Source organism: Georgenia sunbinii (assembly GCF_036421875.1).
In the GTDB taxonomy this organism is placed as follows: Bacteria; Actinomycetota; Actinomycetes; order Actinomycetales; family Actinomycetaceae; genus Georgenia_B; species Georgenia_B sunbinii.
Genome location: NZ_JAZGOL010000001.1, coordinates 388052 through 402728, shown reverse-complemented (window position 1 = coordinate 402728; position 14677 = coordinate 388052). Strand labels below are relative to the sequence as shown.

Sequence of the window (14677 nt, the reverse complement as noted above, 5' to 3'; positions counted from 1 at the left end):
GATCACCCGGTAGTCATCCTCCGTCTTCCGCCACATCTGGTGCTGCTCCGCCAGGATCAATGTTCCTGTGGGGCGGACTGAGGAGCTGGGATGACACGGCGGTTTCGGGTGTGGCTGGCAGCAGTGCTCAGCACGGTGCTGGTGCTCGGGACCGGGGCGATCCTCGCCGCGCCCGCGAGGGCCGACGCGTCGAGCTTCAGCCTCAACGGCTACACCTTCGGGCCGAACGCCTACGTCGTCATCGACTTCGGCACCCTCACCCGCAACTGTGACGTCTTCTGGACCGCCTCAGACATCTACGTGGTCCCCAGCGGATCGGTCGGCGCGGGCGGCGCGCTGAGCGACGTCTCGGGCACCCCCAACACCCTCCAGGGCACGAGTCTCGGCAGCGGGGTCTTCGGCGAGGTCGTAGCGATCACCGCCCCCGGCGGCACCGTCGGGCCGGGCACCTACGACATCGTCGAGGACACCTGCCAGGACGGCACCTTCGACGCCGGCGAGGACTCCATCCTGGAGAACGCCTTCGAGGTGGTCATCCCTACCGACGTCCCGGTCCTGCCCGACCCGCGCATCGCGCAGATGAAGTCCGGGGCCACCGCCCAGGCCGAGCACTGGACCGAGGCCGCCCAGGCCTACGCAGCCTTCTTCGCCGCGACGATGGCCTACTCCCTCATCAGCGACGCGACGAACCTCCAGGGCTTCTACCTCACCTACGTGTGCAGCGTCCTCCCGTCGAGCGGCGGGCCGGTCCCGGACCCCTGGTGCCCCACGGTGAGCCCGGCGGACACGATCCGGCTGCAGCTCGACGTCGTCAAGGTGATCGTCGACCGTGCCTCCTACTACAACGGGATCGCCGCCGACCCGCCGGACCCGAACTTCGCCGGGCCGAGCCTGCCCGGCCCTCGCGAACGGTTCACCCCGCCGTCGGACAACGCCCTGTGGACGGCGGTGAGCACCTGGGCCGACCACACCAGCGAGATCAACGAGCTCTCGGCCGCCTTCCTCGGCTCGCTGGAGAAGTACCAGGGCGCCGCCCTGGTCGACGACGCCGCAGCCGCCCTCATGCACGCCCGCGACATCCAGAGCTACGCCCGCCTGCTCAACACCGCACTGGGCAACGAGACCAGCGCCCTCAGCTCGGTTAGCAGCGCCGCCAGCAGCAGCGGGATCAACCTCAACACCGCCTACACCCGCCTCGGCAACGCCTTGACCGAGCTCGAGACGAACGGGGCGAGCGACGCGGACGAGCGCGAGCTGCGCAACCTCGGCGCGAGCCCGGCGGAGATCGACGCCGTCGTCGACGCCCTGCTCGACGAGCTCGGCAGCGAGGACGTCCCCGCCAGCTTCAGCGCGCAGTACAACCAGCTGGCCAGCGTCAACAACCAGATGTCCGCCGCCTACACCGACCTCGGCAACTCGATGAACGCCATCATCTCCGAGCTCGAGGCCGTCGTCGCCGGCAGCGGCGCGACACCTTACCCGCGCATCACGAGCATCTCGGTGCAGAGCCTGCCGGTCGACCAGCCCCGCAACCTCTCGGTCAACTGTGCCGGTGGCTGCGGTGATCTGACCGTCGAGTGGGACCTGGACGACGACGGCGCGTTCGACGACGCCACCGGCGCCGCGATCACCCACGCTTTCACCCGCCCCGGCCGCGTCGTCGTCGGGGCGCGCCTGACCGACGCCGACGGCCGTCAGACCGCCGGCTTCGTCCGATCCAACGTCACCACGACCAACCGCCCGCCGACGCACGGGACCCCCACGCCACCGTTCGACTCGCTCCTCGAGGTACCCATCGGCGGCACGCAGGAGCTCACCGTCACCCCGACCGACCCCGACGGCGACGAGCTCACCACGCAATGGACAGTCGGCACCGACGTCGTCGGCACCGGCGCTGCCTACGACTTCGCCGCCACCGCCGCCAATGCCGGCCAGGCGCACGCCGTCGTCGCCCGCACCACCGACGGCCGCGGGCGCGCCGCGACCACCCGGTGGACCGCGATCCCCGTCCACCCCGACGCCGACGGCGACGGGTGGCACGCCAACGTCGACTGCGCCGATGAGAACTCCGCCGTCCACCCGGGCCAGCCGGAGATCCCCGGCAACGGCGTCGACGACGACTGCAACCCGGCCACGCTGGACACCGGGCCGCCGGAGGCGAGCTTCGACGCTTCCCCCTCCCCCGCCGTCATCGGGGAGGAGGTCACCTTCACCAGCACCGCCACCGACCCCGACGGTCCCATCCTGGCCTGGGCGTGGGACGTCGATGCGGACGGCGTCGTCGACGCCACCACCGCCGAGGCCACGCACACCTTCGCCACGGCCGGTGACCACGTCGTCCGGCTCACGGTGACCGACTCCGACGGGCTCGAGGACGACGTCACCCGCACCGTGACGGTCACCGACCGCCCGGTCGCCAGCTTCACCTATGCCCCGTCCCCCGCCGTCGTCGGGAACCCGGTGACCTTCACCGACACCTCGAGCGACGACGACGGCGTCGGTAGGTGGGAGTGGGACTTCGACCACGACGGTGCCTCGTTCACCGTCGACTCCACCGAGCAGCACCCCCAGCACGCCTTCGCCGCGACGTCGACCGTCGCGCTTCGGGTGACCGACGCCCTGGGAGTCGTCTCGGAGGTCAGCACGCAGCAGGTGCTGGTCTCCGGGCCGCCCGTCGCTGCCTTCAGCCCGCTGCCTGACACCGGGCTCGGGGACGTCGCACGCCTCGAGCACGGCGGGCAGGCGGTGCTGTGGAGCAGCCAGGCCAACGCCAGCACCTCCGCCCAGGAGATGATCGACACGGACTACCCCAGCAGCGAGGCCGGCTGGCAGACCGGCAGCGGGCTGGTGACCAACCAGTGGGCGATCATCGACCTCGGCGCGAACTGGCAGGTCGAGGCGGTCGCGGTGCAGCCGGCGAGCTCGACGAGCCAACGGCCCCGCGACGTCCGGCTCGGCCTGTCGAGCACGGGCCAGGGGCCGGGCGGCTACACCACCGTCGTCGAGCAGGAGCTCGCCAACGACGCGACGCTCCAGGTGCTCGAGCTGTCGTCGCCGATGGACGGCCGCTGGCTGCGCTATGACGCCCTCAACAACCGCGGCAACACCTCGTCGGTCAGGACCGACCGGCTCCAGGCCCTTACCGGCCAGCTCGGCGGCGCGACAGTGACCTTCACCGACCGGTCCACCGACGCCGACGGCGACATCGCCTCGTGGGCGTGGGACTTCGGCGACGGCGAGACCTCCACCGAGCAGAGCCCTACCCACACCTACGCAGCGCCCGGCGACTACACCGTGACGCTCACGGTCACCGACGGCGACGACAACACGTCCACCCGCAGCCTGCTGCAGCGAGTGGTCCCCGAGCTGGTCGAGCCGACGTTCACCTTCCCTGACACCATCAACGAGGCGACGGGCGCCCGGTTCACCGACACCACGCCCGAGGGGCTGGCCGACCGCGCCGTCGTCCAGCGCACCTGGACGTGGGGCGAGGGCTCGCCCACGAACGGCACCCTGGCGCCGAGCCGGAGCTTCCCCGACAACGGCGAGTTCGAGGTCACCCTCACGCTCGTCGACTCCTACGGCATGACGTCCTCCGCCACGCAGACCGTCACCGTCGACAACCGGCCGCCCACCGGCAACGCGGGCTCGGACTTCCGCGCGTTCGTCGCGGAGATCTCCCCCGGCGTCGTCGGAACCGTCTGGGCCCCCAACGCCTCGGCGAGCGACCCGAGCGCCGTCGACCGGGCCACGCTGCACTGCGCCTGGGACTACGGCGACGGCAGCGACGTCGTGGAGATCCAGCCGTGCAACAACACCACCGTGCGCGCCCCGCACACCTACGCCGTCGGTGAGTACACCGCGACCCTGACGATCACCGACAAGGACGGCGGCGAGCTGGTCGACACCGCCGAGATCGTCGTCGAGAAGTCCCCGACGTACCTCAACGTCTATCCGGTTCCCGGTACGGCCGGGGACGGCAGCGTGAGCGTGCGAGCCAAGCTGTGGAACTCCGCGGCCGGCTTCGTGCCGATCGCCGGCGCCGAGCTGACCGTGAGCCTCGGCGGCGAGACCCGCACGGTGACCACCGACGCCGCCGGTGAGGTCGCGCTCAACCTGCCGCTCGGCACCGACCGCGCGCTGACCGCGAGCTTCGCGGAGACCGCGTACTACCTGGGGTCCTCGGACGCCGTCGAGATCCCGACGGCGCAGCTGCCGCCCGGCGACATCGTGTTCACCGTCGACGAGTCCGGCTCCATGGGCGGCGTGCAGGCCCGCATCCGGGAGAACGTCGTCCGGATCGCCAATCAGCTCGCCGAAGAGCTCGACTACCAGATCAGCGTCATGGGCTTCGGCGGCGGCTTCCCGGCCCAACCGGGCCGCCCCGGCTACCTGCCGCGGATCATCGTGCCCGCCACCGACGACCTCGACGACGTCGCGGCGGCCGCCGCGCAGCTGACCACCGGTGGCGGCACCGAGCCCGGGATCAACGCCGTCATCGACGCGCTGGGCCCGGACGTGGGGCTGCGGCCCGGGGCCGGCAAGTGCGTCGTCCTCGTCGGCGACGAGCCGACCCAGCAGTACCAGGCGACCCCGGCCGACGCGGCCCAGGCGCTCGAGGACCACGGTGCCATCCTGTTCTCGATCATCACCGTCGCCAACAACACCCTCGCCTATCAGGAGCTCGCGACGGGCAGCGGCGGTGCGTTCTTCCCGATCAACGACTTCGCCAACGACCCGGAGCCGGTCCTCGCGGCACTGCTCGACTCCTGCGCAACGGCGCTGGTCCAGCGCCCGGACCTCACCGTCTCGATCGACGACGGCCGCACCGACGTCAGCGCTGGGGAGAGCCTCACCTACACCGTCGAGGTCGACAACGTCGGGGCGGTCGACGGCACCGGCGTCGAGCTGAGCGTCGAGCTGCCTGACGGTGTCACCTTCGTCTCCGCCGGCGACGGCGGCACGCACGACGCCGGCACGGTGACCTGGCCGCTGTTCGGCGTCGACTCCGCCGGGGAGGGGACCCGCACGGTGACCGTGACAATCGACGCCGACGTCGTCGTCGGGCAGGAGCTCACGGCTACGGCCGAGGCCTTCGACGACGGCACCCACGGCACCGACCTCACCCCAGCCAACAACGTCAGCTCCGACACCGACTCCATCGTCGCGGTGCCGACCCTCACCGTCGTCACCCAGGTGATCAACGACGACGGCGGCAGCGCCGAGGCCGGCGACTTCACCGTCGAGATCCGCTCCGGCACCGACGTCGTCGCCACCGACTCGGGCAGCACCGCCGGAACGTCCCACACGCTCACCGCCGGCGCCTACGGCGTCGACGGCGGCACTCTCGCCGAGTACACCACGACGATCACCGGCGACTGCGGCCCCGACGGCACCATCACGCTCGGCGCCGGCGACGACCTCACCTGCACCGTCACCCACGACGATGTCGCTGCGGTGAGCACCACGCTCACCGTGGTCACGCAGGTGAGCAACAACGACGGCGGGGTGGCCACCGCCGACCAGTTCACCGTCTCGATCAGCAGTGGTGGCTCGGCGGTCGCAACCTTCCCGGGTTCCACCCTCGGCACCGAGCACGCGCTCGAGCCGGGAGACTACGTGGTCGACGGCGGGACCTTGGCCGGCTACACGACGACGATCACCGGCAACTGCGCCGCCGACGGCACCATCACGCTCGGTGCCGGTGACGACCTCAGCTGCACCGTCATCCACAACGACGTCGCCGAGCTCCCCGCACAGCTGACGGTCATCACCGAGGTGATGAACGACGACGGCGGCAGCGCCGAGGCCGGCGACTTCGCCGTCGAGATCCGCTCCGGCACCGACATCGTCGCCACCGACCCGGGCGACACCGCCGGAACGTCGCACACGCTGGCCGCAGGGGCGTACACGGTCGACGGCGGCACCCTCGCCGGCTACACCACGACGATCACCGGGGACTGTGCCGTTGACGGCCGAGTCACCCTCGTGCCCGGCGCCGACAGCAGCTGCACCATCACCCACGACGACATCGCGGGCCCGGTCGCGACGCTGACCGTCACGACGGTCGTCATCACCGACGACGGCGGGACTGCGGTCGCCGGCGATGCCACCGTCACGATCGGTGACAGCACCGGCACGGTCGCGAGCACCCCGGGCAACACGGCCGGCACTGTGCACACGCTGCCGGTCGGTTCCTACCTGGTCGACGGCGGGGCACTGCCCGGATACTCGACGGCGATCGGTGGGGACTGCGCCCCGGGTGACGGCGCGGTGACGCTGGCCGACGGCGACGAGCTGGCCTGCACCATCACTCACGACGACATCCCCGGCACGCTCAGCGTCACGCTGACCATCGAGGAGGCCGCCGAACAGCTTCGTGCGGCTGCCGCCCCGGCCGACTTCACGCTGCGGGTCAACGGGGTTGCGGCGACCTTCGGCGAGCCGACCGTGCTGCCCGCGGGCACGCACACCGTCGAGGTCACTGGGCCGTCGGAGTACACCCTCGTCATCGGCCCGGCGTGTGCGACCGACGGCACCGTCACGCTGGCCCTCGACCAGCACCTCACCTGCGAGGCCGTTGCCACCGAGATCGAGGAACCCACCGAGGAACCCACCGAGGAACCGACGGAGGAGCCGACGGAGGAGCCGACGACGGTGGATCCCACCGAGGAGCCCACCGAGGAGCCCACGGAGGAACCCACCGAGGAACCGACCGACGAGCCGACGGAGGAGCCGACGACGGTGGATCCCACCGAGCCACCGACGACAACCCCGCCGAGCTCCCCTGGTCCGACCACGCCGGTGCCCGGTGGCACCCCCGGTCCCGGGACCGGGCAGCCGCTACCGACGACCGGCACCGGCGGCCTGGCCGCCCTACTGGCGCTCGCCGGGCTGAGCCTGGTCGGCGGGCTCCTCGTCCGCCGTCGGCAGCTCGCCTGATCCGGGCGGACCGCTGTGCTCAGCGACCGCAGCGGTCCGCCCGGCAGCCGGGCGCGGCGTGACCTCTAGGATCGATCATCATGGCCACCGTCATCCTGGTCCGGCATGCCCGGAGCACCGCAAACACCGCCGGCGTGCTCGCTGGGCGGACCCCCGGCGTCGAGCTCGATGAGACCGGACGGGAGCAGGCGGCGCGGACCGGTGCGCGGCTGGGGAAGGTACCCCTGGTCGATATCGTCTCCAGCCCGCTGGAGCGATGCCGGCAGACCGCGCAGGCACTCGTCGACCAGCAGGGTGGCCGCCTGACACCCAGCGTCGACGAGGGGCTCACCGAGTGTGACTACGGCGACTGGCAGGGCCGTGCGCTCTCCGACCTTTCCCGCGAGGAGCTGTGGCCGGTAGTGCAGCGGCAACCGTCGGCCGCGGTGTTCCCGGGTGGCGAGTCGCTCGTGGCGATGCACGCCCGGGCGGTCTCCGCGATCCGCCGGCATGACGCGTTGGTCGAGGCCGAGCACGGCCCCGGCGCGGTGTGGGCGGCGGTCAGCCACGGTGACCTCATCAAGGCGATCCTGGCGGATGCGCTCGGACTGCACCTGGACCTCTTCCAGCGCCTCCACGTCTATCCCGCCTCCGCCTCCATCGTGCGCTACGCGCCCAGCCATCCCCAGGTGCTCGCGATGAACACCGACGCCGGGGATCTGTCGTGGCTGCGAGCCAATCCTGATGCGCCGCAGGTGGGTGGTGGGGTGCGCCCCTCGGCCCCCGCGCCCGCAGCCTCGTAGCATGGGCCCCGTGCCTTCTACCATCCACACCTTCGACTGGCCCGACCGCCTCGTGGTCGGGACGGTGGGGCAGCCCGGGTCCCGCACCTTCTACCTCCAGGCCCGCACCGGCGCGCGGGTCTTGAGCGTGGCGCTGGAGAAGGAGCAGTCTGCCGCGCTCGCCGAGCAGGTCGACGTCGTCCTCGACCAGCTCATGGCCACCGAGGGCAACCCCGTCAGTGTCCCCGCCCAGGCACCCGAGGGGCTGGTCGACAACGACGCCCTCGACCAGCCCGTCGAGGAGCAGTTCCGCGTCGGCGGCATGAGCCTGGCGTGGGACCGGTCGACCGCGCAGCTCGTCATCGAGGCCCTGCCCGCCCAGCTGGTCGACCCCGAGACGCTGGAGCCAGTCGGGCCGGAGCAGGACGAGTCGCTCGTCGTGCGGATCCCGGTGGGCGCGGCGCGCGCCTTCGCCCAGCGCACCCGAGAGGTCGTGGGCGCCGGACGGCCGTCGTGCCCCATGTGCGGCGAGCCGGTCGACCCGGACGGGCACGTCTGCGACCTCACCGACGGGCTGCGGTGAGCCCTGAGCTCACCGGCGCCGAGATGGTCCTGGAGGCTCGGATCTTGCCGGCCTCGAACGCCACCTTCATCGGGCAGATTGGATCGGCGAAGGTCGTCTACAAGCCGGTCGCCGGCGAGCGTCCGCTGTGGGACTTTCCCGACGGCACGCTGGCGCACCGTGAGGTGGCGGCGTTCCTCGTCTCCGAGGCGCTCGGCTGGGACATCGTGCCCCGAACCTGGCTGCGCGACGGGCCCCACGGCCGCGGGATGGCCCAGCTCTGGCGTCAGCCCGACCCGGCGCAGGAAGCCGTCACGCTGGTGCCCGCCGGCGACGTACCCGCCGAGGGCTGGTGCCACGTCCTCGACGGTGTCGACGCGCACGACCGCGAGGTCGCGCTGCTCCACGAGGACTCTCCCGCGCTGCGTCGCATGGCGGTGTTCGACGTCGTCACCAACAACGCAGACCGCAAGGGCGGGCACGTCCTGGCGATGGCGGACGGCCACCGGTACGGCGTGGACCATGGGCTCACCTTCCACGTGGAGCACAAGCTGCGCACCGTGCTGTGGGGCTGGGTGGACCGCGAGCTCGACGCCGACGAGGTAGTCGGCGTCGAACGGGTCCGCGACGGTCTGGACGGCGACCTCGGGGCGGCACTCGGTGAGCTCCTCACCGGGTCGGAGTTAGCGGCCCTGGTTGCGCGGTGCGACGGGCTCCTCGCCGCCGGACGCCTTCCCGCCCCGCTGCCCGGCCACCCGGCCATCCCCTGGCCGCCGTTCTGACCAGCCCACTTGTCACCCACAGCCCACTTGTCACCCACAGCCCACTTGTCACCCACAGCCGACTTGTCATCGACAGCGGGATTGTCCACATCAGCGTCGCGGAAGGCACCGAGCTCGATAGCGGCGAGCAGGCCCGGCGTCCAGTCGGTCGTGAGCGCCGCTGGTGACGTTGCCGTGGCTAGCCGATCGCGTTGAGGGTGGACGATGCGCGAGATGCTGTACTCAGCGGCCACAGCGGTCGATACGCTCCCATGGCCACTCGGCGGCGAGCCAAGCGTCGACGGCGTCGGCCAGCGGTGTGTCCAGGTCCGCGTGATCGGCCCGCACCCATGACTGGACCGTGACATCCGAATCTGGGGACGGCGTCGGGTACAGATAGACGCAACCGATGACGTCGTCGTCGGCCGGATCAAGAACCGTGAAGGTGAATCCGGTGCCGGCGGCAAAGTCGGCGGCATGACGGCGCAGGTCGGCAAGATTGGCCTCGGGCCGCATCCCGGCGCGCGGCGGCCAGCGGCCGTCCGGGTAGCCAGGAGTCGCTCGGATGTGGTCGATGCTCGACGACCACGCCGCGAGGTCGGCGTCGTTGTGCTCCGGTCCCAGCGGCTCGAGCCGGAACCGATCCGCAACCAGCGATGTCGGCGGCTCGAAGCCGGCCGGTACGAACTCCTCTGAGGCCATCCTGGCACCGTAGCGAACGCCGCCAGACAGGAGCACGCCGTTATCGGTCGACGCTACGGCCGGTAGAGCACGACTGCCGCAATGTACCGACGGGTGCGGACAATCCCGCTCTCGCGAGTGGAGAGCGTGCGGACAATCCCGCTCTCGCGAGTGAGGACCGTGCGGACAATCCCGCTCTCGCGAGTGAGGACCGTGCGGACAATCCCGCTCTCGCGAGTAAGGGGTACGGCTCGCGGGTCAGACGGTGGCGGGCGGGGTGAGGGCGCGGGCTCGGGTGGCACGCTCGACGTCATCGAGCTCCTCGCGCAGGCAGCGCAGCAGCGCGGGTGGCTCGTCGGCGTTCGCCGCGAGCCAGCCGCGGGCAAGGCGGAGCACTGTTGGGCTGCCGTCCTCGTCGAGAGATTCCAGCGACCGTGGGAACAGACCCCGGACAAGCCGCTCGGCGATCTCGATCGACCGCTGCGCCCACACGGTCGGCAGCAGCGCGAAGTACTGCTCGGCATGCTCCGCGACCAAGTGCGCGTGCAGCGGCCGGGTGTAGCCCGCGATGACGGCGTCGACCTCGTCGTTGGACAGGTCGCTCGCCGCCAGCATTGGCGCGCTCCCTGGCAGCGGCAGTCCCAACGACTCCCAGGCTTGTGCCTTGACCTGTGCGTCGGGACGGCCGATCACCGCGGCGCGGTGAGCGAGGCGGGTCGTCGCGGTGTCCTCGCGGGCGAGCTCGGCGTCGAGCTCCGGCACCTCCGCCGCGTCCGTCGCGGCCAGTGCCTGCCACAGCAGCCACCGCATCTCCGGGTCGAGCACCAGGCCGGGGACCGCGCCGTCGAGGGCCTCGCGCACCTGCTCGGCCGCAGCAGGCCAGTGGGCTGCAGCCGCGGCGAACGCTCGCGCCCACTGGAGCTGCAGGTCCGAGCCCGGCTCCGCGCGACCCAGCGCCAGCCAGCTGCCGGTGGCGAGCCGCTCACGAGCGACGTCGCGACGCTCGATCGGGATGTAGTGCTCGACGGCTGTCGTCGCGTACGACAGTAGGTCGCGCACGATCGCGACGTGCGGCTCGGCTGGCGCCTGGATCAACACCGCGTCGAGGAACCGCTCGGCGGGCAGCACAGCGTCGCGGGTGGCGTTCCACAGCGCCGACCAGGTCACCGCCCGGGACAGCGAGGACGCGATCGTGCTCGTCGCCGCCAGCGCGGTCTCGGTGCTCTGCGGGTCGAGACGCACCTTGGCGTAGGTGAGGTCGTCGTCGTTGGGGAGCACGAGGTCAACCTCGCCCCCTGCCGGCAGCGCGACCGTGGTGAGCGCGCCGCTCACCTCGACGTCGAGGCGGTCGGTGCGGCGGAGCACGCCGTCGTCGTCAAGGCGGTAGAGCCCGACGACGAGCCGGTGGTCGCGCAGCACGGACGCGTCCGGTGCGCCGTCGGCCGGGCCCTGGTTGCCGGACGGTGCGTCGTCGCCGGTCTGCTCGAGGTGCAGCACGGGTCCAGCCGCGTCGTCCGCCGCGACCTCGGCGGCGATGGTCGACGGCCCGGAGGTCTGCAACCACTGCTCGGCCCACTCGGTGAGGTCGCGGCCGCTGGCCTCCTCGAGCGCCGAGAGCAGGTCCGGCAGGGTCGTGCTGCCGTAGGCGTGACGGCGGAAGTACTCCCGGGCGCCGGCGAAGAACGCCTCCTGCCCGACGAACGCGACGAGCTGCTTGAGCACGGCCGCACCCTTGGCGTAGGTGATGCCGTCGAAGTTCTGCTTGGCGGCCTCGAGGTCAGGGATCTCGGCGACGATCGGGTGGGTCGTGGGTAGCTGGTCCTGCCGGTAGGCCCACGCCTTGCGGCGTAGCGCGAAGCTCGTCCACGCGTCGGTGAAGCGGGTGGCGGTCGCGGTCGCATGGGTGCCCATGAAGTCGGCGAAGGACTCCTTGAGCCACAGGTCGTCCCACCACCGCATGGTGGTGAGGTCGCCGAACCACATGTGCGCCATCTCGTGGAGGATCGTCGTGGCGCGGGCCTCGTGCTGAGCGACCGAGGCTCGCGAGCGGAACACGTAGCGCTCGGTGAAGGTCACCAGCCCTGGGTTCTCCATCGCGCCGAGGTTGTACTCCGGCACGAAGACCTGGTCGTACTTGCCCCACGGGTACGGGTAGTCGAACGCCTCGTGGAACAGCTGGAGACCCTGGCCGGTGACGGTGAGGACCTCCTCGGCGTCCAGGTGCTCGGCCAGCGACGCTCGGCACCACACCCCGAGCGGGACCTCGATCGGCCGGCCGTCGGAGGCCTCGCCGCTCCAGTGGCCCTCGACCCGGTGGTACGGGCCTGCGACGACGGCGGTGATGTAGGTGGAGACCGGCGGTGTGGGGGCGAAGGTCCAGCGGCAGGCACCGCCGTCGACGTCGGCCACCTGCTTGACGACGGAGTTGGACAGCACGTGCCACTGCGCCGGCGCGGTGACGACGAAGGTGTAGGGCGCCTTGAGGTCGGGCTGCTCGAAGCAGGCGAACACCCGGCGCGCGTCGGCGGGCTCGTACTGCGTGTACAGGTAGGTCTCGCCGTCGACCGGGTCGACGAACCGGTGCAGCCCCTCCCCTGTACGCGAGTACTCGCCCTCACCGTGGACGACGACGACGCACTCCTCGCCGTCGGTCCGCAGCCCGGTGATGGCCACTCGCCCGTCGGTGTGCCGCACCGGCTGGTCGACGCCGTCGACGGCGACCCGGTGGACGGCCGGGCCGAGAAAGTCGAGCCAGGTCTCCGGGCGGGTGCTGGTGAGCCGGAGCGTCGTCGTCGTGGCGAAGGTGGTGGCGGCCGGGTCGGGCGCGTCGCGCAGGTCGAGCTCGACCCGGTAGGAGTGCACGGCCAGCTGTGCTCGGCGCTCACGGGTCTCGGTCCGGGTCAGGTTGCTCACCGCCTGATCACACCAGATGTGCCGGGCCCCGGCCAACCACCCGCGCGTTCCTGCTCTGCCCGCCCCGGATGAACCGGGGGTTCGGCTCATCAGCCGCGGCTGGTGACCCCGGTCCTTGATCGAAACCCCCGGTTCACCGTGGCGCGGGGCGAGCGGGCGGGCCGCGGGGCCGCTGGCACGCGCCGCGATGAGAGGGTAGGAGCCATGGTCGGGGATCTGCGGGTGACGTCGAGCGTCGTGCTACGCGCCGACGAGCTCGGCTGGCGGTTCTCCCGCTCTTCGGGCCCGGGCGGGCAGAGCGTCAACACCACCGACTCCCGCGTCGAGCTGACCTTCGACGCCGCTGCCTCCCCTGCCTTCACCGAGACCCAGCGCGCCCGGGTGCTGGAGGCTCTCGCCGGGCGGCTCGTCGACGGGCGCCTGACGATCGCGGCCAGCCGTCACCGCTCCCAGCTGCGCAACCGCGACCTCGCCGTCGAGCAGCTCACCACGCTGCTGCGCGACGCGCTCGCTCCCCCACCGCCGCCGCGCCGCCCGACCAAGCCGTCGCGCGGCGCCCAGCGGCGCAGCGCGGAGGCCAAGCAGCGGCGCAGCCAGACGAAGTCGCTGCGCCGCCGACCACCTACCGACTGAGCCGGCTACTCCCCGAGACCGGACATCCGGTCCCCAGACCGGATGTCTCGGCGCCCCGTATCGCCGAGATCGGGTATCTCGGCGAGAAGAAGCCCCCGCTCAGACGTAGTTTTCGTACGCGGGCAGGTCGAGCACGCCGTTGCCGGAGAGGCCGATGAGAATGACCTCGCCGTCGGCGGCGGTGCGGGCGTGGTCGAGAGCACCGGCGATCGCGTGCGTGGACTCCGGGGCCGGGACGATCCCTTCGGCCCGGGCGAACACCAGGCCGGCCGCGAACGCGTCGTCCTGCTCGACGGCGATCGCCTCGAGCAGCCCGAGCTCGTAGGCGTGGGAGACCATCGGCGCCATGCCGTGGTACCGCAGCCCGCCGGAGTGGATCGCGGGCGGCACGAACTCCCGGCCGAGGGTGTGCATCTTCAGCAGCGGCGTGAGGCCGGCGACGTCGCCGTTGTCGTAGCGGTACTCCCCCTGCGTGAGCGACGGGCAGGCCGCCGGCTCGCAAGCGACGACCCGCGTCTCGGTGCCCTGGGTGAGGTTGCGGCCGATGAACGGAAAGGTGAGGCCGGCGAGGTTCGAGCCGCCCCCGGCGCAGCCGAAGATGATGTCGGCCTGCTCACCGAGCTCCGCGAGCTGCCCCAGCGCCTCGAGCCCGATGACGGTCTGGTGCAGCATGACGTGGTTGAGCACCGAGCCCAGCGCGTAGTGCGCCTGCGGATCCTTGACGGCCGCCTCGACCGCCTCGCTGATCGCCATCCCGAGCGAGCCGGTCGTGTCCGGGTCGGTGGCGAGGATCGCCCGGCCGGCCTCGGTCAGCTCCGACGGCGAGGAGTGGCAGATGCTGCCGTAGGCCTCCATCTGGAACCGGCGGTAGGGCTTGGAGTCGTAGGACGTCCGCACCTGCCAGACCTCGCTGGTGAGGCCGAGCAGCGAGCAGGCCATCGCCAGCGAGGCGCCCCACTGGCCGGCGCCGGTCTCGGTGGTCAGCCGCGTGATGCCCTCGACAGCGTTGTAGTACGCCTGCGCGATCGCGGTGTTCGGCTTGTGCGAGCCGACCGGGCTCACGCCCTCGTACTTGTAGTAGATCCGTGCCCGAGTTCCCAGCACCCGCTCGAGCCGCGACGCCCGGATGAGCGGGGCCGGCCGCCACATCGCGTAGATCTCCCGGACCGTCTGCGGAATCTCGACGAACCGCTCGGTGGTCACCTCCTGCTCGATGAGCGCCATCGGGAACAGCGGCTCGAGGTCGGCCGGGACGAGCGGCTCGCGGGTCGCCGGGTGCAGGTGGGGCGGCACCGGCAGGGGCAGGTCGGCCTGCAGGTTGTACCAGTGGGTGGGGATCGTCGCGGGGATCGCGACGCCGAGCGGCTCGGTCTGGGGCAGGGCAGCGGCTTCGGCCATGGTGTCCTTCTCTCGACGGTGAGTGG

Annotated in this window: 8 protein-coding genes; 5 read left to right on the top strand and 3 right to left on the bottom strand. The window is 71.7% G+C overall.

Annotation, left to right across the window (positions count from 1 at the left end; all coding sequences use genetic code 11):
• The first annotated feature begins 90 nt into the window (after positions 1-90).
• The 4 genes from V2J52_RS01905 (at position 91) to V2J52_RS01890 (ending at position 9047) form a co-directional block, all read left to right on the top strand.
• The gene (locus V2J52_RS01905) at positions 91-6942 is read left to right on the top strand and encodes a PKD domain-containing protein (protein WP_331225964.1); all 6852 of its coding nucleotides are present in this window, start codon (positions 91-93) and stop codon (positions 6940-6942) included.
• A gap of 80 nt (positions 6943-7022) precedes the next feature.
• Positions 7023-7724, top strand: a complete 702-nt coding sequence (locus V2J52_RS01900) for a histidine phosphatase family protein (RefSeq protein ID WP_331225963.1) — start codon at positions 7023-7025, stop codon at positions 7722-7724.
• 10 nt (positions 7725-7734) lie between these two features.
• Complete coding sequence (locus V2J52_RS01895) at positions 7735-8286, top strand: DUF3090 domain-containing protein (protein WP_331225962.1); 552 nt, start codon at positions 7735-7737, stop codon at positions 8284-8286.
• A gap of 23 nt (positions 8287-8309) precedes the next feature.
• Positions 8310-9047 (top strand): SCO1664 family protein, encoded by a 738-nt coding sequence (locus tag V2J52_RS01890; RefSeq protein ID WP_331226476.1) that lies wholly within the window; start codon positions 8310-8312, stop codon positions 9045-9047.
• 222 nt (positions 9048-9269) lie between these two features.
• Here the strand turns inward: V2J52_RS01890 and V2J52_RS01885 are convergent, their stop codons facing one another.
• Entirely contained in the window at positions 9270-9728 is a 459-nt protein-coding gene (locus V2J52_RS01885) for a GNAT family N-acetyltransferase (protein WP_331225961.1), read from the bottom strand.
• Between the two features lie 237 nt (positions 9729-9965).
• Entirely contained in the window at positions 9966-12620 is a 2655-nt protein-coding gene (pepN, locus tag V2J52_RS01880) for an aminopeptidase N (protein WP_331225960.1), read from the bottom strand.
• Positions 12621-12824: 204 nt separating this feature from the next.
• On the opposite strand from pepN, the gene arfB reads away from it, so the two are divergent.
• The gene (gene arfB, locus V2J52_RS01875; protein WP_331225959.1) at positions 12825-13253 is read left to right on the top strand and encodes an alternative ribosome rescue aminoacyl-tRNA hydrolase ArfB; all 429 of its coding nucleotides are present in this window, start codon (positions 12825-12827) and stop codon (positions 13251-13253) included.
• 99 nt (positions 13254-13352) lie between these two features.
• On the opposite strand, the gene V2J52_RS01870 is transcribed toward arfB, so the two are convergent.
• On the bottom strand, positions 13353-14651 hold the full coding sequence (locus tag V2J52_RS01870) for a TrpB-like pyridoxal phosphate-dependent enzyme (RefSeq protein WP_331225958.1): 1299 nt from the start codon (positions 14649-14651) through the stop codon (positions 13353-13355).
• Positions 14652-14677 lie beyond the last annotated feature (26 nt).